The sequence below is a fragment of the Cryptosporangium sp. NPDC051539 genome (genome assembly GCF_044454545.1).
Classification (GTDB): Bacteria; Actinomycetota; Actinomycetes; order Mycobacteriales; family Cryptosporangiaceae; genus Cryptosporangium.
Map to the genome: position 1 here is coordinate 369,864 of NZ_JBITDV010000008.1, position 24,265 is coordinate 394,128.

22 protein-coding genes are annotated in these 24,265 nt (G+C 70.5%); 8 read left to right on the forward strand and 14 right to left on the reverse strand.

Translation table 11 applies throughout. From position 1 onward, the window contains the following. Nucleotides 1–70: 70 nt before the first annotated feature. The 3 genes from ACIBZJ_RS25930 to ACIBZJ_RS25940 form a co-directional block, all read right to left on the reverse strand. A complete protein-coding gene (locus tag ACIBZJ_RS25930; RefSeq protein WP_395933842.1) occupies nucleotides 71–1,222 on the reverse strand; it encodes an ABC transporter ATP-binding protein in 1,152 nt (383 codons plus the stop codon). After that, nucleotides 1,219–2,427, reverse strand: a complete 1,209-nt coding sequence (locus ACIBZJ_RS25935; RefSeq protein ID WP_395933844.1) for a spermidine/putrescine ABC transporter substrate-binding protein — start codon at nucleotides 2,425–2,427, stop codon at nucleotides 1,219–1,221. Before ACIBZJ_RS25935 ends, ACIBZJ_RS25930 begins: the two co-directional genes overlap by 4 nt. A gap of 111 nt (nucleotides 2,428–2,538) precedes the next feature. Further along, nucleotides 2,539–4,053, reverse strand: a complete 1,515-nt coding sequence (locus tag ACIBZJ_RS25940) for a gamma-aminobutyraldehyde dehydrogenase (protein ID WP_395933846.1) — start codon at nucleotides 4,051–4,053, stop codon at nucleotides 2,539–2,541. Nucleotides 4,054–4,384: 331 nt separating this feature from the next. Between ACIBZJ_RS25940 and ACIBZJ_RS25945 the strand changes: the two genes are divergently transcribed. Continuing rightward, entirely contained in the window at nucleotides 4,385–5,764 is a 1,380-nt protein-coding gene (locus ACIBZJ_RS25945; protein ID WP_395933848.1) for an NAD(P)/FAD-dependent oxidoreductase, read from the forward strand. A gap of 132 nt (nucleotides 5,765–5,896) precedes the next feature. Here ACIBZJ_RS25945 and ACIBZJ_RS25950 read toward each other — a convergent pair whose 3' ends face one another. Further along, the gene (locus ACIBZJ_RS25950; RefSeq protein ID WP_395933850.1) at nucleotides 5,897–7,324 is read right to left on the reverse strand and encodes a gamma-aminobutyraldehyde dehydrogenase; all 1,428 of its coding nucleotides are present in this window, start codon (nucleotides 7,322–7,324) and stop codon (nucleotides 5,897–5,899) included. A gap of 125 nt (nucleotides 7,325–7,449) precedes the next feature. Here ACIBZJ_RS25950 and ACIBZJ_RS25955 point away from each other — a divergent pair, with 125 nt between their 5' ends. The 3 genes from ACIBZJ_RS25955 to ACIBZJ_RS25965 all read left to right on the forward strand — a co-directional run bounded on the left by ACIBZJ_RS25955 (nucleotide 7,450) and on the right by ACIBZJ_RS25965 (nucleotide 9,830). Further along, nucleotides 7,450–7,986, forward strand: a complete 537-nt coding sequence (locus ACIBZJ_RS25955) for an Lrp/AsnC family transcriptional regulator (RefSeq protein ID WP_395933852.1) — start codon at nucleotides 7,450–7,452, stop codon at nucleotides 7,984–7,986. Then, the gene (locus tag ACIBZJ_RS25960) at nucleotides 7,983–9,380 is read left to right on the forward strand and encodes an aspartate aminotransferase family protein (RefSeq protein WP_395933854.1); all 1,398 of its coding nucleotides are present in this window, start codon (nucleotides 7,983–7,985) and stop codon (nucleotides 9,378–9,380) included. Before ACIBZJ_RS25955 ends, ACIBZJ_RS25960 begins: the two co-directional genes overlap by 4 nt. A gap of 228 nt (nucleotides 9,381–9,608) precedes the next feature. Beyond that, on the forward strand, nucleotides 9,609–9,830 hold the full coding sequence (locus tag ACIBZJ_RS25965) for a DUF2631 domain-containing protein (protein ID WP_395933856.1): 222 nt from the start codon (nucleotides 9,609–9,611) through the stop codon (nucleotides 9,828–9,830). A 74-nt stretch (nucleotides 9,831–9,904) separates the two neighbouring features. Here ACIBZJ_RS25965 and ACIBZJ_RS25970 read toward each other — a convergent pair whose 3' ends face one another. From ACIBZJ_RS25970 to ACIBZJ_RS26005, 8 genes are all read right to left on the reverse strand, one after another. Beyond that, entirely contained in the window at nucleotides 9,905–11,566 is a 1,662-nt protein-coding gene (locus ACIBZJ_RS25970; RefSeq protein WP_395933858.1) for a DivIVA domain-containing protein, read from the reverse strand. A gap of 5 nt (nucleotides 11,567–11,571) precedes the next feature. Beyond that, nucleotides 11,572–12,660, reverse strand: coding sequence for a 23S rRNA (adenine(2503)-C(2))-methyltransferase RlmN (gene rlmN / locus ACIBZJ_RS25975; protein ID WP_395933860.1), 1,089 nt, complete (start codon nucleotides 12,658–12,660; stop codon nucleotides 11,572–11,574). A gap of 182 nt (nucleotides 12,661–12,842) precedes the next feature. After that, nucleotides 12,843–13,691 (reverse strand): phosphatidate cytidylyltransferase, encoded by an 849-nt coding sequence (locus tag ACIBZJ_RS25980; RefSeq protein ID WP_395933862.1) that lies wholly within the window; start codon nucleotides 13,689–13,691, stop codon nucleotides 12,843–12,845. A 10-nt stretch (nucleotides 13,692–13,701) separates the two neighbouring features. Beyond that, the gene (frr, locus tag ACIBZJ_RS25985; RefSeq protein WP_395933864.1) at nucleotides 13,702–14,259 is read right to left on the reverse strand and encodes a ribosome recycling factor; all 558 of its coding nucleotides are present in this window, start codon (nucleotides 14,257–14,259) and stop codon (nucleotides 13,702–13,704) included. A gap of 46 nt (nucleotides 14,260–14,305) precedes the next feature. After that, nucleotides 14,306–15,088: a UMP kinase gene (gene pyrH, locus ACIBZJ_RS25990; protein ID WP_395933866.1), complete on the reverse strand. Its 783-nt coding sequence runs from the start codon at nucleotides 15,086–15,088 to the stop codon at nucleotides 14,306–14,308. A 101-nt stretch (nucleotides 15,089–15,189) separates the two neighbouring features. After that, the gene (gene tsf / locus ACIBZJ_RS25995) at nucleotides 15,190–16,011 is read right to left on the reverse strand and encodes a translation elongation factor Ts (RefSeq protein ID WP_395933868.1); all 822 of its coding nucleotides are present in this window, start codon (nucleotides 16,009–16,011) and stop codon (nucleotides 15,190–15,192) included. A 68-nt stretch (nucleotides 16,012–16,079) separates the two neighbouring features. After that, nucleotides 16,080–16,991, reverse strand: a complete 912-nt coding sequence (gene rpsB / locus ACIBZJ_RS26000; protein ID WP_395933870.1) for a 30S ribosomal protein S2 — start codon at nucleotides 16,989–16,991, stop codon at nucleotides 16,080–16,082. A 288-nt stretch (nucleotides 16,992–17,279) separates the two neighbouring features. Then, a complete protein-coding gene (locus ACIBZJ_RS26005; protein ID WP_395933872.1) occupies nucleotides 17,280–18,851 on the reverse strand; it encodes a hypothetical protein in 1,572 nt (523 codons plus the stop codon). Between the two features lie 257 nt (nucleotides 18,852–19,108). On the opposite strand from ACIBZJ_RS26005, the gene ACIBZJ_RS26010 reads away from it, so the two are divergent. Together ACIBZJ_RS26010 and ACIBZJ_RS26015 are read left to right on the forward strand one after the other, a co-directional pair. Then, nucleotides 19,109–20,326 carry a pyridoxal phosphate-dependent aminotransferase gene (locus ACIBZJ_RS26010; RefSeq protein WP_395933874.1) on the forward strand — a complete coding sequence of 406 codons (1,218 nt, stop codon included), beginning with the start codon at nucleotides 19,109–19,111 and terminating at the stop codon, nucleotides 20,324–20,326. Nucleotides 20,327–20,394: 68 nt separating this feature from the next. Then, complete coding sequence (locus ACIBZJ_RS26015) at nucleotides 20,395–20,952, forward strand: murein hydrolase activator EnvC family protein (protein WP_395933876.1); 558 nt, start codon at nucleotides 20,395–20,397, stop codon at nucleotides 20,950–20,952. Here ACIBZJ_RS26015 and ACIBZJ_RS26020 read toward each other — a convergent pair. Together ACIBZJ_RS26020 and ACIBZJ_RS26025 are read right to left on the reverse strand one after the other, a co-directional pair. Beyond that, nucleotides 20,934–21,602, reverse strand: coding sequence for a M15 family metallopeptidase (locus ACIBZJ_RS26020; RefSeq protein WP_395933878.1), 669 nt, complete (start codon nucleotides 21,600–21,602; stop codon nucleotides 20,934–20,936). The genes ACIBZJ_RS26015 and ACIBZJ_RS26020 overlap by 19 nt on opposite strands. Nucleotides 21,603–21,927: 325 nt before the next feature. Next, nucleotides 21,928–23,076 carry a tyrosine-type recombinase/integrase gene (locus ACIBZJ_RS26025; protein ID WP_395933880.1) on the reverse strand — a complete coding sequence of 383 codons (1,149 nt, stop codon included), beginning with the start codon at nucleotides 23,074–23,076 and terminating at the stop codon, nucleotides 21,928–21,930. 430 nt (nucleotides 23,077–23,506) lie between these two features. Here ACIBZJ_RS26025 and ACIBZJ_RS26030 point away from each other — a divergent pair, with 430 nt between their 5' ends. After that, nucleotides 23,507–23,818, forward strand: coding sequence for an ArsR/SmtB family transcription factor (locus tag ACIBZJ_RS26030; protein ID WP_395933882.1), 312 nt, complete (start codon nucleotides 23,507–23,509; stop codon nucleotides 23,816–23,818). Further along, nucleotides 23,815–24,228, forward strand: a complete 414-nt coding sequence (locus ACIBZJ_RS26035; RefSeq protein ID WP_395933884.1) for an SRPBCC domain-containing protein — start codon at nucleotides 23,815–23,817, stop codon at nucleotides 24,226–24,228. The genes ACIBZJ_RS26030 and ACIBZJ_RS26035 overlap by 4 nt, the downstream gene beginning before the upstream one ends. Nucleotides 24,229–24,265 lie beyond the last annotated feature (37 nt).

Consider the following 24,265-nt stretch of genomic DNA (forward strand, 5'->3'; position numbering starts at 1 on the left):
ACCTCGCTGCGCTCCGTGCCGCCACGACGGCGGGGCCACTCCGCTAGCCGTCGCTCGCGCAAACGTTCGCTCATGGGACCGGTACCCCGCCGAGCTCCGGGTCGAGGATCTCGCCCGCGTGCGCGTCCTGACTGCCGTCCAGCCCGAACGCGGACGCCGGGTCCCAGTGCACCTGCACCTCGTGCCCGGGCCGCGGCCCGAGGTCGGACGTCAGGTTCTGGGTGAAGACCGAGAGCGGCTGCCCCCAGCGCGTCCGGACCTGGTACTGGGTGCTGACCCCGATGAAACTCGAGTCGATGACCTGCACGTCGAGCCGGTTGTGCCGGTCGGGCACCGGCGCGCTCACCGGGCTCAGGTGCAGTTTCTCGGGCCGGACGCCGATGTAGAGCCGGTTGCCGGTGGACGCCGACCGCGAGGCCGGCAGCGCCACCCGGTATCCCGAGACGTCCAGCAGCAGGTCGCCGCCGGACCGGCCGGACACGGTGCCGGCCAGCAGGTTCGACTGACCGAGGAAGTTCGCGACGAAGACCGTGGCCGGTCGCTCGTACAGCTCGACCGGGCCGCCGAGCTGCTCGACGCGGCCCTGGTTCATCACCGCGATCGTGTCGGCCATCGACATGGCCTCTTCCTGGTCGTGCGTGACGTGCACGAACGTCGACCCGACGCCGGTCTGGATCTGCTTGAGCTCGAGCTGCATCTGACGGCGCAGCTTCAGGTCGAGCGCGCCGAGCGGCTCGTCGAGCAGCAGGACCTGCGGCCGGTTGACCAGCGCGCGGGCCAGCGCGACCCGCTGCTGCTGACCGCCGGAGAGCTGGGTCGGCTTGCGCTGGCCGAAGTCGGCCAGCTCCACCATCTCCAGCGCCTCGGCGACCTTCTTCTTCACCTCGGACTGGCGACGGCGACGCAGCCCGAACGCGACGTTTTCGAAGATCGTCAGGTGCGGGAAGAGCGCGTAACTCTGGAACACCGTGTTGACCGGGCGCTGGTACGGCTTCTTCGTCGTGATGTCGTCCGCACCGAGCAGGACCCGGCCCGCGGTCGGCTCCTCGAGCCCGCCGACCATCCGCAGCGTGGTCGTCTTGCCGCACCCGGACGGGCCGAGGAGGGCGAAGAACGAGCCCTCCGGAATCGTGAGCGACAGGTTGTCGACCGCCGTCATCGGCCCGAATCGCTTGGAGACCTCGACCAGCCGGAGGTCTCGCCCCGTGCCCGCCGCGGTCACGCGCCGATGACCTTCGAGAACTTGTCCGAGAACGAGCGCTCGGTGGCATCGTCCAGCGGCTTGAACGTGTGCAGCTTCTCGAGCGTCGCCTCGGTCGGGAAGATCAGCTCGTTCTTCGCGAGGTCGGGGTCGGTCTTCTGGACCTCTTCCTGGGCCCCGACGACCGGGCAGATGTAGTTCACGTACGCGGCGAGCTCGGCGGCGACCTTGGGGTCGTAGTAGTAGTTCATCAGCAGCTCGGCGTTCTTCTTGTGAGCCGCCTTGTTCGGGATCATCATGTTGTCGCTGGCCCGGGTCGCGCCGGCTTCGGGCGTCACGAACTTGATCTTCGGGTTGTCGTTCTGCAGCTGCACGATGTCACCGGACCAGGCGACGCACGCGGCGACGTTCCCGGCCGCGAGGTCCTGGGTGTAGTCGTTGCCGGTGAAGCGCCGGATCTGGCCGCTCTTCACCGCGGCTTCGAGCGTGGCCAGCGCCTCGTCGAACTGGGCCTCGGTGACCGACGCGGGGTCGGCCCCGTTGTCCAGCAGGATCAGGCCCATCGTGTCGCGCATCTCGGTGAGCGCGGTGACCTTGCCCTTGAGGTTCGGCTTGGTGAGCAGGTCGGTCATCGTGTTGACCGGCCCGGTGACTTCGGTGTTGTACGCGATCCCGGCCATGACGCCGGCCCACGGCAGCGAGTACTGACGCTGCGGGTCGAACTCGACCTCGGTGAGCGACGGCTGGATGTTCTTGGCGTTCGGGACGTTGGCCTCGTCGAGCTTCTGGACCCACTTGAGCCGGATCAGCCGGGCGGCCATCCAGTCGGTGAGCACCATGACGTCGCGCTTGATGTCGTTGCCGGCGGCCAGGTCGGCGCGGACCTTGCCGAAGAACTGGTCGTTGTCGTTGATGTCCTCGACGTAGTTGACCGTGATCCCGGTCTTCGACTTGAACTGGTTGAGGGTGGGGTGCACCTTCTCGTCGTTCTCGGCCACGTCGATGTAGAGCGGCCAGTTGGAGAAGTTGACGACCTTGTCCTTGTCGGACAGGTCGGCTGACGCCGCCTGGTCGGCCTCGGTCTTGGCGGCGCCCTTCGTTCCACATGCCGCGAGCAATGGACCGCCGGCCGCCAATAAGCCGGCGGCACTGGCGCTACGGAGCACCGACCGACGCGACAGCAGCTGGCGCAGCGACCGCATTACGTCCGGGTCGACATCCGTCATCGGAGCTGCTCCTTCAAACCTCTGTTGGACCGCGACTGCGGACCGTGATTATTTGAGTGTGCCGGGGTAATGCTGCCGCTACGGTGCGGATGGTGTCAGCGGGTCGCAGAATTACGCGCCGGAGAACACCGTTCGGTGCCAGGCCTTGGCTGCGGTCGCGGTCAAGTCGAGCATCACGTGCTTCACGGCCGTGTACTCCTCGAAGGAGTAGCTCGACATGTCCTTGCCGAAGCCCGACGCCTTGACGCCGCCGTGCGGCATCTCGCTGATGATCGGGATGTGGTCGTTGACCCACACGCAGCCCGACCGGATTCTTCGGGTCGCGTGCATCGCCCGATGGACGTCACGAGTCCAGACCGACGCGGCCAAACCGAACGGCGTGTCGTTGGCCAAGGCGATCGCTTCATCCAGATCCGGGTCATCGCTCCCACGGCGGGCGTTCCCACTGCCGAACGGTAGCGCCACCAGGACCGGTCCGAAGACCTCCTTCTGGACGATCTCTGCGTCCTGTGCAACATCGACGATCAGCGTCGGCGCATAGTACGAACCTCTGATCAGTTCGTCGGTCTTCGGGATTTCGCCGCCGACGACGACCCGGGCTCCGTAGCCTCGCGCGCGGTCGACGAAGCCCGCTACGCGGTCCTGCTGGGCCCGGTGGATCAGCGGGCCCTGGTCGGTCGCGGGGTCCAGCGGCGCGCCCAGGCGCACCGCCGCCATCAGCTCGGCCACCCGGTCGACGAACTCCGAAAACCGCGAGCGGTGGACGTAGGCGCGGGTGGCCGCCGTGCAGTCCTGACCGGTGTTGATCAGCGCACCCGCGACCGCACCGTGGGCCGCGGCCTCCAGGTCGGCGTCGTCCAGGACGACGAACGGTGCCTTGCCGCCCAGCTCCAGGTGGATGCGTTTGGGGCCGCCGCTGGCCAGCTCCATCACCCGGCGTCCGACTCCGGACGAGCCGGTGAACGACACCATGCTGACGTCCGGGTGCGAGATCAGCGCCTCGCCGGCGACCGGCCCGGTGCCGGTCACGACGTTGACGACGCCGGCAGGCGCCCCGGCCTCGGTGGCCAGTTCGGCCAGGCGCAGCGCGGTCAGCGGAGTGTTCTCGGCCGGTTTGAGCACGATCGTGTTGCCGGCGGCGATGGCCGGCAGGATCTTCCAGGCCGCCATCTGCAACGGGTAGTTCCAGGGCGCGATCGACCCGACGACGCCGATCGGTTCGCGCCGGACCATCGAGGTGTGGTCGGGCGAGTACTCCGCCGCCGCCTTGCCCGCGAGTTCCCGCGCGGCCCCGGCGAAGAACGCGGTGTTGTCGACCGTCCCCGGAACGTCGAATTCGGTCGAGAGCCGGATCGGCTTGCCGGTCTGACGGCTCTCGGTCTCCGCGATCGCGGCGGCGTCGGCTTCCAGCAGGGTGGCCAGCTTCGTCAGCACCGCGGACCGCTCGCCGGGCGTAGCGCGGGACCAGTCGTCGAACGCGGTCGCGGCCGCGCCGACCGCACGGTCGACGTCCCCGGGATCGGCGAGCTCGATCGACTCGAGCGTCTCCCCGGTCGAGGGGTCGATGACGTCATACGGCGTCCCGCTGGAACCGCGTGCCCGTTGCCCGGCGATGTACTGGTGCACCCGTTGCCCGTCCCCTTCTCGCGCCGCGAGATTACGTCATGCCGGTTTCGACGCGGGAACGGTATCCGGTGGGGGGACAACCGATCCGGGCGCAGGTTCCGGCCGGATGGGCTGAGAATGTCAGGCTGACGTGCCGCGGGGCAAGGAATCCGTGAAACAATCCGGTCTCGGATGATGAATCCGTTGTGGAGCGGAAGAAACAATCCAGTAACTACGTTCCGGGCACGCGTTTCACATTGACCTCATCAGTCTCATTCCGCCCGTTGTTGATCCGACTCCGTACCGCGTCCGTTTGACCTTTCGTAGTGGGTACGTTTCGAGGAGTGACCGCATGGCCGACTCAGCTCTCAGCCTCTGGCTCGACGGTCTGGCGCCCGACCGGGCCGACCGGCGCGCCGGTCTGACGGGTGATCTCGACGTCGACGTGGTGATCGTCGGCGCCGGATTCACCGGGCTGTGGACGGCCTACTACCTCGCCGAGGCGGATCCGGGGTTACGAGTCGCGGTGCTGGAAGCGGAGTTCGCCGGGTTCGGGGCCTCCGGGCGCAACGGCGGCTGGTGCTCGGCGCTGTTCCCGGCGTCCACCGCCCGGATCGCCAGGGATCACGGACGGGACGCGGCGATCGCGCTGCGGCGCGCCCTGTTCGAAACCGTCGACGAGGTGGGGCGGGTCGCCCACACCGAGGGTCTCGACATCGACTGGGCCAAGGGCGGCACGCTGACGCTGGCCGCCGGCGCCGCCCAGGAGGAGCGCCTGCGCGCCGAGCTCGCGGAAGAGCGCGACTGGGGGTTCGGCGAGGACGACTACCGCTGGCTGGGCCCGGAGGAGGCGCGGACGCGCGTCGGGGTCGCGACCGGGGTACGCGGGGCGCTGTACACACCGCACTGCGCGGCGATCCATCCGGCGAAGCTCGCGCGGGGGCTGGCGTCGCTGGTCGAGGCGCGCGGGGTGCGGCTGTTCGAAGACACCCGGGTGCTCCGGCTGGAGCCGGGCCGGGCCGTCACCGCGGACGGCACCGTGACCGCGGACGCCGTCATCCGGGCCACCGAGGGGTACACGTCCGCGCTGCCGGGGTTCCGGCGGGCGGTCGCGCCGCTGTACTCGCTGATGATCGCGACCGAGCCGCTGCCGGCCTGGTTCTTCGACAGCGTCGGCTGGCGGGCCCGGGAGACGCTCACCGACGGCCGGCACCTGATCATCTACGCCCAGCGCACCGCCGACGACCGGATCGCGCTCGGCGGACGGGGTGCGCCGTACCCGTTCGGGTCGAAGCTGCGCCCGGAGGCGGAGCGCGACCAGAGCGTGTTCGCCGCCCTGCACCGCACGCTGCTGGGCATGTTCCCGGGCGTGACCGGTGCCGCGATCACCCACACCTGGGGCGGTCCGCTGGGAGTGCCGCGGGACTGGCACGCGTCGGTCGGGCTCGACCCGGCGACCGGGATCGGCTGGGCCGGCGGGTACGTCGGCGACGGGGTGTCGACGACGAACCTCGCCGGCCGGACGCTGGCCGACCTCGTGCTGGAGCGGGACACCGAGCTGACCCGGCTCCCCTGGGTCGGCCACCGCTCCCCCAACTGGGAGCCGGAGCCGTTCCGCTGGCTCGGCATGTCGGGCGGCCTCTGGGCCATGACCAGCGCGGACAAGATCGAAGCCCGCACCGGCCACCGCGCCCGCCGCGCCAGCGCCATGCAACGTCTCCTAGGCGGCTGACCGTCCCCCAAAACGCAGTGGTAGGCGTTGGCATTGACCTGGAGCCAGCTGAGAACGACGAGGCCTAGCGGGCGCGACCACGCCCCGTATTGGACATACTCAAGTGGTCGCGCCCGCTTGGCATCGTCGTTCTCAGCTGGCCGCCCACGAGGACATGACGTGCTTGATGCGGGTGTAGTCCTCCAGGCCGTACATCGACAGATCCTTGCCGTACCCGGAGTGCTTGAAGCCGCCGTGGGGCATTTCGGCGACGAGCGGGATGTGGGTGTTGATCCATACGCACCCGAAGTCCAGCCGCCTGGCCATCCGCATCGCCCGGCCGTGGTCCTTGGTCCACACCGACGACGCCAGGCCGTACTTGACGCCGTTGGCCCAGCGCAGGGCCTCCTCCTCATCGGTGAACTTCTGCACGGTGATGACCGGGCCGAACACCTCGTTCTGCACGATCTCGTCGTCCTGGTTCAGTCCGGAGACAACGGTCGGGGCGTAGAAGAAGCCCCGGTCGCCGACCCGGGAGCCACCCGCGTCCAGCGACGCGTGATCCGGCAGCCGGTTGATGAACCCGGTCACCTTCTCCAGCTGCGCCGCGGAGTTCACCGGCCCGTAGAGGGCGTCCTCGTCGGACGGGGCACCGGTCTTCGTACCGCGCGCCTGCTCGGCCAGCGCCGCGACGAAGTCGTTGTGCAGATGTGGCGCCACCAGCACCCGGGTCGCCGCGGTGCAGTCCTGACCGGCGTTGAAGTACCCGGCCACCGCGATCGCCTCGGCCGCGGCCTCCAGGTCCGCGTCGTCGAAGACGATGACCGGTGCCTTGCCACCCAGCTCCAGGTGGACCCGCTTCAGGTCGCGCGCGGCCGCACCCGCGACCTCCATCCCGGCCCGGACGCTTCCGGTGATCGAGACCATGTCGACGTCCGGGTGGTCGACGAGCGCCCTCCCCGTGTCGCGGTCACCGGTGATCACGTTGAACACGCCCTCGGGCAGGAATTCAGCCGCGATCTCGGCCAGCAGCAGCGTCGACGCCGGCGTGGTGTCCGACGGCTTGAGCACCACCGTGTTGCCCGCCGCGATCGCCGGCGCGAACTTCCACACGGCCATCATCATCGGGTAGTTCCACGGCGCCACCTGCCCGCACACGCCCACCGGCTCGCGGCGGATGAACGACGTGTGCCCGGCCAGGTACTCGCCGGCCGACTTGCCCTCCAGCACCCGGGCCGCCCCGGCGAAGAACCGGATCTGATCGACCATCGGAGGAATCTCTTCCTCCAGCGTCAGCTGGATCGGCTTCCCGGTGTTCTCCGACTCCACCTTCACGATCTCGTCGGCGCGCTCCTCGATCGCGTCCGCGATCTTCAGCAGCGCCCGCTGCCGCTCCGACGGCGTCGAATCGCGCCACGACTCGAACGCCGCCCGCGCGGTTTTCACCGCCTTATCCACATCCGCAGCGCTGGAGAGCGGAGCGTTGGTGTAAACCTCTCCAGTACTCGGATCCACGACGTCGGTCGTCCGCCCGTCCGCAGCGCCGGTCGTGGCGCCACCGACGAAGTTCTGCAGTGTCATCGTTTCTCCGTAACCTCGCCTGACCTGCACAGAGCCGGACCAGTGTCGTGCCACCGGCCTCCGGATGCGCGGAGCACCTCCTATCTCAGTGCATCCAAAACGGAATCCGCAAGATCGAGGAGCTTATGCAACGGAATCACTTGCCAGAACCGGTGGGTCTCCGCAACCATGGGCGAGTGCAGCCCACCACCTCCGGTCGCTCCGCAGGCCCGCCGGTCGTCCTGGACGACATCGCCAAACGGATCATCGAGCAGCTGCAAAAGGACGGTCGCCGGTCCTACGCGGCCATCGCGAAGGACGTCGGCCTGTCCGAGGCGGCGGTACGCCAGCGGATCCAGCGCCTCCTCGAAGCGGGCGTCATGCAGATCGTCGCGGTGACGGATCCGTTGATGCTGGGCTTCCGACGCCAGGCGATGGTCGGGGTCCGCGCGGAGGGTGACCTCCGGGAGGTGGCCGAGCGGCTCGGCAAGTTGGACGAGATCGACTACGTCGTACTGACGGCGGGCTCGTACGACGTGCTGCTCGAGGTGGTAGCCGAAGACGACGACCACCTGCTGCGCGTCGTCAACGAGCTGATCCGGCAGGTACCGGGTGTGCGGAGCACCGAGATCTTCATGTACCTGCGCCTGGTGAAGCAGACCTACTCCTGGGGGACCAGATGACCACCACCCCGACCGAAAACACCGGGGCAGGAGCGGACGACAAGCTCTCCCGTAGCGCGTACGACCACCTCTGGATGCACTTCACCCGGATGTCGACGTACGAGACCGAGCCGGTGCCGACGATCGCCCGCGGCGACGGCGTCTACATCTACGACACCAACGGCCGGAAGTACCTCGACGGTCTGGCCGGGTTGTTCGTGGTGCAGGCCGGGCACGGCCGGGTCGAGCTCGCCGAGGCCGCGTACAAGCAGGCCCAGGAGCTCGCGTTCTTCCCGCTCTGGGGCCACGCGCACCCGGCCGCGATCGAACTGGCCGAGCGCCTGGCGCACTACGCACCCGGAGACCTGAACCGGGTCTTCTTCACGACCGGTGGCGGCGAGGCGGTGGAGACCGCCTGGAAGGCCGCCAAGCAGTACTTCAAGCTCACCGGCAAGCCGATGAAGCACAAGGTGATCAGCCGCTCGATCGCCTACCACGGCACGCCGCAGGGCGCGCTCTCGATCACCGGCATCCCGGACGCGAAGAAGTACTTCGAACCCCTGGTGCCGGGCGCGTTCAAGGCTCCGAACACGAACTTCTACCGGGCGCCCGAGCACGGCGACGACCTCGAGGCGTTCGGACGCTGGGCCGCCGACCAGATCGAGCAGGCGATCGTGATGGAGGGCCCCGACACCGTCGCCGCGGTGTTCGTGGAGCCGGTTCAGAACTCCGGTGGCTGCTTCCCGCCGCCGCCCGGATACTTCCAGCGGCTGCGCGAGATCTGCGACCGCCACGACGTCCTGCTGGTGTCGGACGAGGTGATCTGTGCGTTCGGACGGCTCGGGACGATGTTCGCCTGCGACAAGTTCGACTACGTCCCCGACATCATCACCTGTGCCAAGGGCATGACGTCCGGGTACTCGCCGATCGGCGCGGCGATCTTCTCCGACCGGATCATGGAGCCGTTCCTGGACGGCAGCAACTACTTCCCCCACGGCTACACGTTCGGCGGCCACCCGGTGTCGGCGCGGGTCGCGCTGGCCAACCTCGACCTGTTCGAGCGCGAGGACCTCAACGGCCACGTGCTCGCCAACGAGGACGCGTTCCGGGCAACCCTGGAGAAGCTCCACGACTTGCCGATCGTCGGCGACGTCCGGGGCAACGGGTACTTCTACGGCATCGAGATGGTCAAGGACAAGGCGACCAAGGAGACGTTCGACTCGGACGAGAGCGAGCGGCTCCTGCGCGGGTTCCTTTCCAAGGCGCTGTTCGAGGCCGGTCTGTACTGCCGGGCCGACGACCGCGGCGACCCGGTCATCCAGCTCTCGCCGCCCCTGATCGCCGACCAGTCCCACTTCGACGAGATGGAGCAGATCCTGCGCGCCGTCCTGACCCAAGCCTGGACCAAGATCTAGTTGCACGGCCCGCTGAGGGCGGCGGTGCCGAGCGGGCGCGACGACTTGAGTACGACGTGTACGCGGCGTCGTCGCGCCCGATCGGCACCGCCGCCCTCAGCGGGCTCCACGTCAGAACCACAAGAACGGTGCTTCGGACGCTGTTCTACGGCGTGTCGGCGCCCGGTCGTGGCAGCGTGATCACCCCGTGGAAGAATGCGGCTCAACGAGGCCGGACGAGGAGGAACCGTGGCGGAGGAAGAGCCGGTAATCGCGCCTGACCAGCTGAGGGAAGGTCACCCCAGGCTGTGGCGCGGGCTTGCCGTCGTATCGGCCATCTCGCTGCTGTTGATGGTCGTCGGCAACCACCAGGGGCACGTCGAAGACCTGTTCCTGATCGGCGGCGCGCTCACCATCCTGGCCCTGATCGTGTGGGACGGCGTGCAGCGGCGGTACGGCGTCAAGCGCTGAGACAGAACGAAGGCCCCGGGAAATTTCCCGGGGCCTTCGTCGTGCCATGGGCACTCAGCGTCGTGCGCTGGTACTCAGCCGACGCGGCGGCCGTACAAGCCACGGACCTGGCGCAGCGCCTCGTCCACGTCGTCCTCGAAGTAACCACCCTGCACGAGGCCGAACTGGCCCGGCATCAGGTCCGAGTCGGTGACCTGGCCGCCGCTGCGGCCTTCCATCATCGCCTGGATGGCGTCGAACAGACGCTCGACCTGGCCGGGGTCGTACCCCGAGCCGAACCGGCGCGGACGGAAGCTCGACCGCAGCTCGGCCACCACGGCCTTGTCTTCGTTGGTGAACGGCGAGACGAGGCCGGGAACGGCCCCCATCTCCATCGTCATCTCCTTGCCGTACCGCCCGGCGTACTCCGGCTCGACGCCACCGCGCCCGGCCGGGAGCTCACGGCCGGCGAACGGCGACGGCTCGACGCCGCTGTACTGGCGGCCACCGCGCGGAGGCGGCACCGAACCCGACACCGGGACCCCGGACACGACCGGCTGCGGACCGGTGCCGTCGGGCTCCGGGTAGCGGCCTCCACCGTTGCGGTACCCGCCGCCGTACGACGGCTCTTCGCGGTAGCCACCGTAGGACGGGGCCTCCTGGTACGGCTCCGGGTACCCGCCGCTACGCGGACGCCCGCCGTACCCGGCGCCGGAGTACGGCTGGCCCTCGGCGTAGGACGGACCCTCGCGGTACGGCGTGCCCTCGGCGTACGAGGGGCTCTCGCGATACCCGCCGGCCGACCCGTAGGGCGGCACCTCGGCGTACGCGGTCTGGTCCAGGTACTGCTGCGGCTGGTCGCCGTAGGAGGGGCTCTCCTGGTACCGGCCGCCGCCGTACTGCGTGGGCTGCTCCTGGTAGGGCGCACCCTCCGCGTAGGACGGCTGCTCGACGTACGGCGGCGCGTTGTCGTAGCGCTCGCCGCCGCGGTAGCCACCGGCACCGCCGTACGACGGTTCCTCGCGGTAACGGTCGTCGCCGCGGTACGGGGCCTGCTCCGGGTACGGGACGTCGTCGCGGTACCGGTCGTCGCGGTAGGGGGCGCCCTGCTCGTTCCAGCCGCCGCCACTCACCGGCACGCCGCGGTAGCCGTCGGGCTCACGCATCGGCGGGGCGGACATCGGCGGCGCGGACTGATGGATCGTCGCGGCTTCGCGCATCGGCTCGCGACGGTCGTAACCACCGGCACCGAAGCCCGGCTCACCGCGGTAACCACCGCCGTACGACGGCTCCTCGCGGTAACCACCGCCGTAGGAGGGCTCTTCGCGGTAGCCGCCGTAGGACGGCTCCTCGCGGTACTCGGGCTCCTGGAAGCCCGGCCGCCCGTACCCGCCGCCGTAGGCCGGCTCCGGCTGCGGCGCGGCCGCGCCGTACGCCGGCACTTCTTCGCGCTCGTCGCGGTACGCCGACGGACCGGCTTCGAGCGCGCGGAACCCGTTCGAGCCCCGCGGCGGGAGACCCGACGCCAGCTCGTCCAGCTCTTTCTCGAGCCGATCGAGGTGCAGGTCGACCTGCCACTCGTCGTAGCCGCCGAACCGCGTCCGGAACACGACGTCCCGGATGTCCGCGGCCGTCAGCGGATCACCAATGGGTCGCCGCGCCAGCGTCGCCTCGGCCCGGTCGAGGAACTCGTCGACTTCGTCGACCTTGTAGCCCCGCTTCAGTGCCTTCCGGCGAAACCTGTCGCCCTGAGCCATCGTCCTCATACCTCCGCTGCCGCGAGCTGGCCGCATGCGCCGTCGATCTCTCGACCGCGTGTGTCCCGGACCGTGGTCGGGACGCCAGCGGCCCGCAACCGGTTCACGAACTCCCGCTCCACCGGCTTCGGGCTGGCGTCCCAGTCGCTACCCGGAGTCGGATTGAGCGGTATCAGGTTCACGTGCGCAAGCCGCTTTGCCAGCAACCGACCTAGCAGGTCTGCTCGCCACGGCTGATCGTTCACGTTCTTGATCATGGCGTACTCGATCGAAACGCGACGCCCGGTTCGCTCGGCGTACTCCCAGGCCGCCCCGAGTACCTCAGCGACCTTCCATCGGGAGTTCACCGGCACCAGCGTGTCTCGAAGTTCGTCGTCAGGGGCGTGCAGGGACACCGCGAGAGTGGCGTTAATGCCCTCGGCTGTCAACCGCCTGATCGCAGGTACGAGCCCGACGGTGGATATGGTCACCGACCGTTGGGAGAGGCCTAGTCCGTCGGGCGCAGCATCAGTGATGCGGTGGAACGCCGAGAGCACGCGCTTGTAATTCGCCAGCGGCTCGCCCATGCCCATGAACACCACGTTGGACAGGCGTCCGCCCGTCGCTGCCATCTCTCGCGCTGCCACCATTACCTGCTCGACGATCTCGCCGGTCGAGAGGTTCCGCTTCAGGCCACCCTGGCCGGTCGCGCAGAACGGGCACGCCATGCCGCAGCCGGCCTGGCTGGAGATACAGACCGTCGCCCGGTCGGGGTAGCGCATCAGCACGCTCTCGACCAGTGAGCCGTCGAACGTCCGCCAGAGCCACTTGCGGGTGGAGTCGTCGTCGCACGCCACCGAGCGCACCGAGGTCAGCAACTGGGGCAGGAACGCCTCGGCCAGCGTCTCGCGATCGGCGGCCGGGAGATCGGTCATCCCGGCCGGATCGGCGTTCAGCCGCCCGAAGTAGTGCGCGGACAGCTGCTTGGCCCGGAAGGCGGGACGGCCCAGGGCGGACACGGCTTCGCGACGCTCCGCTGGGTCGAGATCCGCCAGATGGCGGGGCGGGGCGGTTCGGCGGGGCGCGTCAAGCACCAAAGGGAGTGTCGTCGTCATCGCTTGCTCATTGTCACACGCCACGTGGGGCGCGCGACCGGTCTCGGCGAGAGGCATCCGCCACGAAAGCATGTCCCACAGTGATCTACGAGCGTTTCGTCTCTATCCGTAGCCACAGAAATACTCTGGGCCACTGGTTCGCACCATTTCGCAGCAGGCTCTCACCCGCTGGAACGTTGCGCTCACCCCGCCGGAGCGAACGCCGTCAACAGCAGGTACGCCACCGGAGCGGCGAACAGCAGCGAATCGAGCCGGTCCATCAGGCCGCCGTGACCGGGTAGGAGCGAACTCATGTCCTTGACCCCGAGGTCACGTTTGATCATCGATTCAGTCAGGTCGCCCAGGGTGGCCGCGACCGCGATCGCGAGGCCGTAGATCACGCCCTCCCACCACGCTCCGTCGTCGAAGCCCAGCTCGAGGAACGCGGCCCCGCCGATCGCGCAGGCGATCAGCGACCCGGCCATGCCCTCCCAGGACTTCTTCGGGCTCACGGTCGGCGCCATCGGGTGACGCCCGGCCAGCACACCGGCCACATAGCCCCCGACGTCGCTGCAGACGACCGTGGCGATGAACGCGAGGATCCGGATCACGCCGTCGCTCTCGACGTCCAGCAGTACCGCGAAGCCGGCCAGGAACGGCACGTACGCGGCGACCAGCACCGCGGCCGTGACGTCGCGCTGGAAGCCGATCGGGCCGTCCGGGATGCGCCAGATCACCACCGCGACCACGGTCAGCAGCAGCCCGAGCAACAACGCCTCGGTGCCGCCGGTGTACGTCATCGCGGTCGTCGCGACCCCGCCGACGATCAGCGGGATCATCGGCGGCCGCGCCTCGACCGGCCGGATCGCGCGCACCAGCTCCCACGTACCGACGCCGACCGCCGCGGCGATCACCGCGGCGAACGCGACCGTCGAGGTGAACAGCGTCACCAGCACGAGCGCAGCGAGGCCGACACCGACGCCGATCGCGGCGGGGAGGTTACGCCCCGCCCGACTCGACGCCGGCGGCGTCACCGTCGCCGTAGATTCCACGAGAACGACCTCATACCTCGAGGAGCTCGGCTTCCTTGTGCTTCATGAGCTCGTCGACTTGGTGGACGTAACGTCCGGTGGTGTCGTCGAGCTCCTTCTCGGCGCGACGCACGTCGTCTTCGCCGGCCTCGCCGTCCTTGCCGATCTTGTCGAGCGCTTCCTTGGCCCGGCGACGGATGTTGCGGATCGAGACCTTGGCGTCCTCACCCTTGGACCGGGCGACCTTCACCAGGTCTCGACGACGCTCCTCGGTCAGCTGCGGGAACACGACGCGGATGATCGAACCGTCGTTGCCCGGGTTGACCCCGAGGTCGGAGTCGCGGATCGCCCGCTCCAGCGCGCCCAGCTGCGAGCTGTCGTAGGGCTTGATCACCGCCATCCGAGCCTCCGGAATGGTGATGGAGGCCAGCTGCGGCAACGGCGTCATCGCACCGTAGTAATCGATGAAGATCTTGCCGAACATCGCCGGCGCCGCGCGGCCGGTACGCACCGAGCCGAAGTCCTCCTTGGCGACCTCGACGGCTTTCTCCATCTTCTCTTCGGCTTCGAAGAGAGTTTCGTCGATCACTGGTGTCGCCTCCTGGGCTCGGTCGCTTGCCGGCGAGAAGAGTATTTCAGCCTGCGGAAGTCGTCGTGACCAGCTCCGTGGTCACCAACGTTCCGATCCGGTCTCCACGGACCGCTCGCGCGATGTTGCCCGGAACCAGCAGGTCGAACACGACCAGCGGCAGATCGTTCTCCATGCAGAGGCTGATCGCCGCGGCGTCGGCGACCCCGAGGCCGCGGGTGAGCACCTCGTTGTAGCTGATCCGGTCGAACCGGACCGCGGCCGGGTTCTTCTTCGGGTCGTCGTCGTAGACGCCGTCCACCTGGGTGGCCTTGAGCAGCACGTCCGCACCGATCTCGAGCGCGCGCTGGGCGGCGACCGTGTCGGTGGTGAAGTACGGCATGCCGGCACCGGCGCCGAAGATCACGACCCGGCCCTTCTCCAGGTGCCGCATCGCCCGCCGCGGGATGTACGGCTCGGCGACCTGCGCCATGTTGATCGCGGTCTGCACCCGGGTGTCGATGCCCTGCTTCTCCAGGAAGTCCTGGAGCGCGAGGCAGTTCATCACCGTGCCCAGCATGCCCATGTAGTCCGAGCGCGCGCGGTCCATGCCGCGCTGCTGCAGCTCGGCGCCGCGGAAGTAGTTGCCACCGCCGACCACGACCGCGACCTGCAGGCCCTGCCGGACGACCTCCGCGATCTGCACGGCGATCGCCTGCACGACGTCGGGGTCGACGCCGAACTGCCCGCCGCCGAACACTTCGCCGGAGAGCTTGAGCATCACCCGCGACCACGGGCGATCGTGGCCCACCGGTATCGAATCCGGCGCGGGACGGGTCTCGAGAGTCATCACTGGTCTCCTCTGAGCGCGAGAAAAGCCGCCGGTGGCGATCGCCACCGGCGGCTTCGTGAGTCGTCTGGACTCGAGAGCCGGCCCGGTGGGCCGGCTCGTCAGCCCTGTCCGACCTCGAACCGGACGAACCGGCTCACCGAGACACCGGCACCATCGAGCTGGGCCTTCACGGTCTTCTTGCTGTCCTGCACCGAGGACTGCTCGAGCAGCACGTTCTCCTTGAAGAACCCGTTGACCCGCCCCTCGACGATCTTCGGCAGCGCCTGCTCCGGCTTGCCCTCTTCGCGGGCGGTGGCCTCGGCGATACGACGCTCGTTCTCGACGGTGTCGGACGGCACCTCGTCGCGGGTCGTGTACACCGGACGCATCGCGGCGACCTGCATGGCAGCGCCACGGGCGGCCTCGACGTCGTCACCGGTGAACTCGACGAGCACGCCGACCTGCGGCGGCAGCGACGGGTCCTTGCGGTGCATGTAGGTGGCCACCTGGCCGTCGAGCAGCGCGACGCGGCGCAGCTCGAGCTTCTCGCCGATCTTGATCGAGGCGGCCTCGATGTTCTCGGCGACGGTCTTGCCGTCCTTCAGCTTCTCGGCGAGCAGCGCGTCGAGGTCGCCGACCTTCGCCGCGGCGGCGTGCGCCACGATGTCGGCCGCGAGGCTCTGGAACTCGTCGTTCTTGGCCACGAAGTCGGTCTCGGAGTTGAGCTCGATGATCGCGCCCTCGGCCGTGGCGATGAGGCCGTTGGCGGCCGTCCGCTCGCCGCCGCGCTTGGCGGCCTTCGCGGCGCCCTTGATGCGCAGCACCTCGATGGCCTTGTCGAAGTCGCCGTCAGCCTCGGTCAACGCCTTTTTCGCGTCCATCATGCCCGCGCCGGTCTGGTCGCGGAGCTTCTTCACGTCAGCGGCGGAAATGTTCGCCATTGTCCGTTCTCTCACATCGAAGTTGTGTGCCGGTGGGCGGGCGGCTCCGCCCGCCCACCGGCGGGTGATCAGGACTCGGTGCTGGCCGGAGCCGGCTCAGCCGCGACCGCGGCCTCGACTGCCTCGACCTCGGCCACGGGGGCCTCGGCGGAGATCGGCGCCTCGGCCAGGGCGGCCGGAGCCTCACCGGTCGTCGGCGCGTCGGTCTTCGTCTCGAGCAGCTCGCGCTCCCACTCGGGCAGCGGCTCGTTCGCGGCCGGCGCGTCCGGCTTCGTGTCGGCCTTGCTGCCACCGGCGCGGGCGATCAGACCCTCGGCGACCGCGTCGGCGATCACACGGGTGAGCAGGGCGGCGCTACGGATCGCGTCGTCGTTGCCGGGGATCTTGTAGTCGACCTCGTCCGGGTCGCAGTTCGTGTCGAGGATCGCCACGACCGGGATGTGGAGCTTGCGCGACTCGTCGACCGCGATGTGCTCCTTCTTGGTGTCGACGATCCACACCGCGGAGGGCACCTTCTGCATGTCGCGCAGACCGCCGAGCGTGCGCTCGAGCTTGTCCTTCTCGCGCTTGAGAACGAGCGCTTCCTTCTTGGTGAGCACGTTGTCGCCACCGGTCTGCTCGATGACCTCGAGCTCCTTGAGGCGCTGCAGCCGCTTGTAGACGGTCTGGAAGTTCGTGAGCATGCCGCCCAGCCAGCGCTGGTTGACGTACGGCATTCCGACCCGGCGGGCCTGCTCGGCGATGGCCTCCTGGGCCTGCTTCTTGGTGCCGATGAACAGGATCGTCCCGCCGTGCGCGACGGTCTGCTTCACGAACTCGAACGCGTTGTCGATGTACGTGAGCGTCTGCTGCAGGTCGATGATGTAAATGCCGTTGCGCTCAGTGAGGATGAAGCGCTTCATCTTCGGGTTCCAGCGTCGGGTCTGGTGCCCGAAGTGCACGCCGCTCTCGAGGAGCTGGCGCATTCCGACGACGGCCATTGAAAGGCGCGTCCTTTCCTTGCTCGGGCGGCGGCCTTGCGGCGCGCCGCATTTCCTCGGTTGTGCGTCGGGTTGTCGGCTGTTGGTGCGGCCGGGCCCGTCGCCCTGGTGCCCTACGGTCGTTGGCCCCCAGCAGGGGACCGAGGAGACCGCCGCGCCGCTGAGCCAGAGCTCCAGCGTTCGCACGGTGGGCACGCGAAGTCGACCCACGGGAGCGGGTCGCCGGGAATGAGTCTACGCGGCGGGAGCCCGGAACGACGAACCCGCCCGTCTGCGCGGGTCAGCAGGTCAGTTGACGGCCAGCGCGGCGCAGAACAGGATCGCGAGCCCCACGACGATCGCGAGCGCGCCCGGGCGGGCGAGCACCTGCGGGAGTGTCGCGGGCCGCCGCTCCCCCGGCCCGGACCGCACCCGGGCGATCGCGCCGGCCGCGAGCAGCGCGAGGCCGACGACTCCGAACCCCCCACCGAGCGCGCCGGCCGGGTCCGCGTCAGCGCCCCAGGCCGCGCGCCAGCTCAGCCCGGCGGCGGGGATAGCCGCGACCAGCAACACGGCCACGATCCCGGCGATCCGGCCCGCCCGCCGCCACTGCTTCGGCGTCGGCCGGCGTCGCACCGGCCGGGGTTGCGGCTCCGGCATCGGCACCGCGCGTTCGAGTGAGGCGGGTCGCTCCGGCGACGCGGACGGCTCCGGCGGAGCCTCCATCGCGTCCGGGCCCCTCCGCGCGGGTTCCGCGGCCGGCGGTCCGACCGGCATTTCCCGCGTTCTCGGTGGACGCCCGGGCAGCAGCAGGCGTTGCACGAGCTTGCGTACCGGGAGGAGCGCGTGGCCGGGGCGGGGTTCGGCTCGCTGGGCCGGGGGCCGGGCATCCGCCGGGGTGGGCGGTTCGACGTCCGCCGGGAGCGCCTGGAGCGACGCCGGCGCGGCCGGGGCCGACACCGGGGCGGCCCGGAGCGACGCCGGGGCGGCCTGGGCCGACGCCGGGGCGGCGTCGAGCGCGTACGTGCCGGGGCGCGGTGAGAGCGGATGTTCGACCGGGACCTCGGCGGTGTCGGGGCCGGGGCCGAACGGGCCGGGCTGCGGGAGCTTCTGGGTCGTCTCCTCGGACGCGCGGGCCCGGGCGCGGGTGCGGGCGACCAGGTCGTCGAACGCCGGAACGGGCTCGGCGATCGTGATCGGGTGGGGAGGCGGAGGAACGGTGGTGCCGTCGAGTGCGAACACGCCCGGGTGTTCCACCGGGCGCTCGGCGGAGCCCTCGATCGGGCGGCCGTCGGCGTCGACCAGCCCCAGCCGCTGCAACACCGACTCGGTGTCGGACCAGTGTGACGCCGCCGTGTCGTTCCCGACCGGCGAGCCGTCGCTCGGCCCGGGCGGGGTGGGGGCCAGCGACCCGGGCGGGCTGGGGGCCAACGACCCGGGCCGGGTGGGGGGCAGCGGCCCGGGCGGGGTGGGGGGCAGCGGCTTGGGCACCGCCAGGGAGCGGTACGCCTGGATCAGGTCGAGCGCGGCCTGGTGCTCCACCGGAGCCGGCGCCGGAGCGGGTGCCAGGTCGTCGTCGGCCGGTCGGCGGCTCGCGACACCTCTTCGCGCGGTGGCGTCGGGGGCACCGTCGCCGGCCGGATCGGCGGCTGCCGCCGACGGGCGGCTGCCCGGCGTCCGCGGAGAAGAACGGGAACCGGTGCTGCGGGGCTTGGCCTTCGGAGCCGTAGGCGGCTGGGGCGTTTCGGGAGAATCGGTGGGTGCCTTCGCGACGGCGCGGCGGGGAGCCCGCGTGGAGGCGGCCGACGTGCGCTTGCGCGGCGCCCGGGCCGGACGGGGCGCTTCCTCGGGCACGTCCGCTGACGGCGAATCCTCGACCATCGGCACTCCTCCCGCATCGGCGCGTCCTGGAGCCAACGCCGATAGCAGACGTTACCGACTCGTCTTCGGAGGCTCGGTGACCGACCCGGTGCAACCAGTGAAACCGCCGTTTATCCGGACCTTAAGTCAAGATATGGTGGGCCAAAAACCCCGCCCCGCGCACTGAACAGGAAAGACACCGCCTATCGTCTGGGTTCATGACCCCTGGTGGTAACACGTCCGGCCCATCCTCGGAAACACGTCGAGGCATCGCGCGCATGCGCGGCTTCGGCACCACGATCTTCACCGAGATGACCGCACTGGCCACCCGCACCGGGGCGATCAACCTGGGGCAGGGTTTCCCGGACACCGACGGTCCCGACTTGATGCTGCGCACCGCGGTGAAGGCCATCCAGTCGGGCCAGAACCAGTACGCGCCGGGCCCCGGGACGCCGGACCTGCGCACCGCGATCGCGCGCCATCAGGGCGACTGGTACGGGCTGGACTACGACCCCGACACCGAGGTGCTGGTCACCGCAGGCGCCACCGAGGCGATCGCGGCCACCATGATGGCGCTGTGCGAGCCCGGCGACGAGGTGCTGTGCGTCGAGCCGTACTACGACTCCTACGCCGCGGTGATCGCGCTGGCCGGAGCGGTGCGGCGCCCGGTCACACTGCGTGCGCCGGACTACCGGCTCGACACCGCGGCGATGGCCGCCTCGATCACGTCGCGGACCCGGGTCGTCCTGATCAACTCGCCGCACAACCCGACCGGCGCGGTGTTCGACCGGCAGGAACTCACCGAGATCGCCCGGCTCTGCGTCGAGCACGACCTGATCGCGGTGACCGACGAGGTGTACGAGCACCTGGTGTTCCACGGCGAGCACCTGCCGCTGGCGACGCTGCCGGGCATGCGCGACCGGACCGTGACGATCTCGTCGGCGGGCAAGACGTTCAGCGCGACCGGCTGGAAAGTCGGCTGGGTGTGCGCCGCGCCGGACCTGGTCGCGTCGATCGCGCGGGTCAAGCAGTTCCTGACGTTCACGAACGCGGCGCCGTTCCAGCCCGCGGTGGCGGCGGCGCTGGGGTTGCCCCGGGAGTACTTCGCCGGGCTGTCGACGGACCTGCGGGCCAAGCGTGACCTGTTGTGCCAGGGGCTGGTCGCGGCCGGGTTCGACGTCCACATCCCGGCCGGCACGTACTTCGTGACGGCGGACGCGGCGCCGCTGGGCGGCGTCGACGGAATCGCGTTCTGCCGGGCGCTGCCGGAGCGGGCGGGCGTGGTGGCGGTGCCGGTCGGCGTGTTCTACGACCAGGAGGCCCACGACGTGGTGCCGGGGTCGTCCCTGGTGCGGTTCGCGTTCTGCAAGAAGGACGACGTGCTGCAGGAGGCCGTCAGACGGCTGGCCGGCCTGCGCGACGGTGGGCCGGTGGTGGAGCCCGCGCCGAGGCGGATGCCCGGCACGGTCGATCAGCCGGGCGCCTGGGCGCGCTGACGCGCGGTTTTCCACAGGCCGCGGAGGGTGGCTGGACCGGGCCGAGGCGGACGGGCACGCTCGCGTCCATGCCTCTTGCGGACGCTTGCCCTGGGTGGTCGTGGGTGCGGTCGGTGGTGGGTGCCGTGCTGGTCGCGGCAGTGGTGGGCATGCCGGCGGCGTCGCCGGGTGTGGCTGAGCCTCTCGGCGGCGAGCCGGGTGGGCCGGTGGTCGAGGCGGGTGGGTGGCGGGTGCCGGTGGACGGGCCGGTGGTCCGGAGGTTCTCGCCACCGCTCGATCGGTACGGAGCCGGGCATCGGGGGGTGGACCTCGCCGGAGTACCGGGCGCGGTCGTGCTGGCCGCCGGGGCCGGTGTGGTGCGGTTCGCGGGTCCGGTGGGCGGCCGGAGCGTGGTGAGCGTCGACCATCCCGGTGGCGCCCGCACCACGTACGAACCGCTGCGCGCTTCGGTGCGCGCCGGCGCCCGGGTCGCCGCCGGAACCCCGCTCGGCGTGCTGGTGGCGGGTCATCCGGGCTGTTCCGCACCGGCCTGCCTGCACTGGGGCCTGATCGTCGCGGACTCGTACCGCGACCCGATGGCCCTGCTCGCCCCGGCGCGCGTGCGCCTCTACCCGGTGACGACCTGATCGGTGGCCAGCGGTGCGTACCGCGCGCTGGTGGCGTTCGCGTAGGCCCAGTACCGGTCGCCGTACGACCAGTGCCACCACTCGGTGGGGTAGTTGACCAGCCCCGCCCCCGTCAGGGCGTCGCCGAGCACCCGGCGGTTCGCGGCCGCCTCGGCGCTGATGTCGGGAGATGCGGTGTAGCAGCGGTTGCCGCTGGCGACCGGGCTCGCGTTGACCTCGGTGCCCAGGTCGAGCTCGGCGCCGTCGCCGGTGCACAGCGTCAGGTCGATCGCGCCACCGGTGCAGTGCGGAGCCACCTCGGGCGGCGAGATGAACCGCGACGCCTCCCGGCGGACGTGGTCGGGGCTCCAGTCCGGAAATCGTCCGCCCAGGAGCTCGGCGTAGGCCGTGTACTGCTGGAGCTGCACGGCGGGCGGCCGATACCCCTCGACGAGCAGCAGGTGCACGCCCGGGGGCAGGCCGGCCTCGGCTCGGACGAGACGCTCGCGGAGCCCTGCGCGCACGTAGTGGAGCAGCGGGTTGTACCGGGCTTCGCGCCGATCGACGCGGAGAGACGTGCGGTCGGTAGCGTCGATTGCGGGTTCGCCCGACTCGACGGTGGTGATTGCCGCGATCGCCGGGTCGCTGAGGAGCACCAGATCATCCGCCACCCCCGCACGCTATCCGGGCCAGCCGACACCTCGACGGCCCCGCCCCGCCCTCGGTCCGGTCCGGCCCCGGCCCCGGCCCCGGCCCCGGCTCCGGCTCCGGCTCCGGCTCCGGCTCCGGCTCCGGCGAGCATGCGATGGGCGAGAGGCGGAGCCGCCGAGGCGAGGCAGGCCGCCACGGGGCAGAACGCCGCGAGGCGAACCAGGCGGCGGCCGCGTAGCGGAGCGGAGCGGAGCGCGGGGGCGCGGGGCGTCGGCGGGCTCGCGTGGGTGGACCGGGTTGGGCTCGGTTGGGTGAGCGCGATCCGCTCGGGTCGGGACGGCGGGGTCAGGCGCGGGGGTGGGCCTGGCGGTAGGCCTGGCGCAGGCGATCGACGGTGACGTGGGTGTAGATCTGCGTGGTGGCCAGCGTCGCGTGGCCGAGCAGTTCCTGGACCGTGCGGAGGTCGGCGCCGCCGGCCAGGAGGTGGGTCGCGGCGGTGTGGCGCAGGCCGTGCGGGCCGAGGTCGGGCGCGCCGGGCACCTCGCGGAGACGGTCGTGCACGATCTGGCGGGCGGTGCGGGGGTCGAGGCGTCCGCCCCGGACGCCGAGCAGCAGCGCGGGGCCGCTGCGGGGGGTGGCGAGCAGCGGGCGTCCGTGCTCGAGCCAGTCGCCGAGGACGCGTTCGGCCGGCACGCCGTACGGAACGCTGCGTTCGCGCCCGCCCTTGCCGAGGACGCGGAGCAGTCGTCGTTCCCGGTCGGTGTCGTCGACGTCGAGTCCGCAGAGCTCACTGACCCGCACGCCGGTGGCGTAGAGCAACTCGAGCACGAGCGAGTCGCGGAGCAAGGCCGCCGCCGTGAGCGGGTCTCCCCCGTCCCGGGGGGCACCGTCCGCCGCATCGCCTGCGGCCGTGTCGCCCGACGAGGTAGCGGCAGCCGACGCCAGGCCACCCCCCGACACCGGGTCGCTCCCCGGCGGGGTGTCGGCGGTCGGGGGGCGGTCGCCGCCCGGCGAGGGGCTGACACCTCGGGCGGCGCGCTTGCGGCGGCCGTCCAGACGGGCAGCGGCTCGGGAGCCGTCCAGGAGAGTGGCGGCCTGGCGTTCATCCAGGACCCGGGGCAGGTGGGCCGGGAGTTTGGGGCTGGCCAGATCTCGCCCGGGGTCGTCGGGGCGTCGGCCGGTGCGCTGGGCCCAGGCGGTGAGCGCACGGGCGGCGGCGGCTCGCCGGGCCAGGGTGCGCGGCGCGGCGCCGGTGCTGCGTTGGCGGGCCAGCCAGCTTCGGAGTAACGCGAGGTCGACCGCGTCGATCTGGTCGGCACCGGTGCGGGCGACGTGATCCAGCAGCAGGACGGCGTCGGCGACGTAGGCCCGGAGTGTCGTCGGTGGGTGGCTCCGTTCGTGCTCGAGGTAGACCTCGAAGGCGTCGACGGCTTCCGCGAGCGCGGGCGGGAGTGCGGCGCGCAGCTCCGCCACGCGCGGTCGGTGACGCGCCATGCCCCCGACCGTGCCCCGTCCGACCCCGCCCCGGCAAGCCGACCCGCCGCCAGGTGGGCCCACCACCAGGGTCGGCCCACCACCAGGGTCGGCCCACCACCAGGGTCGGCCCACCACCAGGGTCGGCCCACCCCAGGTTGGCCCACCGCCGGGCTGGGACGAATTCAGCACACGCCCCGCTCAGAACGAGCCCCGTTCGGGCCGACCTCCGTTCAGGTAGCCGCCTGCTCAGGCAGCCCCCTGCTCAAGCCGACCCACGCTCGGCCCACCCACGCTCCGACCCACCGGCAGAGGGCGTTCCGTAGGTACTTGTCCGGATCGGTTCGACGACGACGACTCAAGGGTCTGACTGGACATCTGAGCCGAAGTTGCCGAGCTAACGCGTCGGAGATCGTTGACATGTCGGCTATCTCCGACGTATTTTGTCGCGGTGGCTGAAGACGACGTTTTCCTCGCCCTGGCGAACCCGATTCGCCGCAGGCTGCTGCAACTGCTCATGGAGGGACCTCGGACGGCGGGCGATCTCGCCGACCAGTTCGACCTGAGCCGGCCGGCGGTCGCGGAGCACCTGCAGGTGCTCCGACACGCAGCGCTGGTGCACGACGAGCCCCGAGGCCGGCACCGGCACTACCAACTGACCGCGGAGCCGCTCGCCCATGTCGGCGACTGGCTCCGTCCATTCGAACGGTTCTGGCGCGAGCGGCTGCGCTCGTTCGCCGATGTCACCGAGGAGGACCAATGACCACCACCAACTCCCAAACCATCGCTGTCGACCAGTTCGTCGCCGCACCACCGAGCAAGGTCTGGCGCACTCTCACCGACCCCGAACTGCATGCCCGCTGGTGGGTGCCGGGCGACATCGTCCCCACGGTGGGCCACCGCTTCCATCTCCAGATGCCTGGGTGGGGAGCGGTGCCCTGCGAAGTCCTCGAAGCCGTGCCCGAGGAGAAGCTGGTCTACACCTTCAACGAGACCTGGACGCTGACCTGGCGTCTGGCCGCGGAAGGCAACGGCACCAGGCTGTTCTTCGAGCACAGCGGATTTGACTTCGAGCAGAAATCCGACCGTGACGCCTTCAACCGCATGGGCCCCGGGTGGCGCGAGAAGGTGCTGCCGCAACTGGCACAGACTGCCGCGCAACTCGCCGATTGAGCTTTGATGCCGTCCCCCTGGCTGTCCTCGCCGGTCA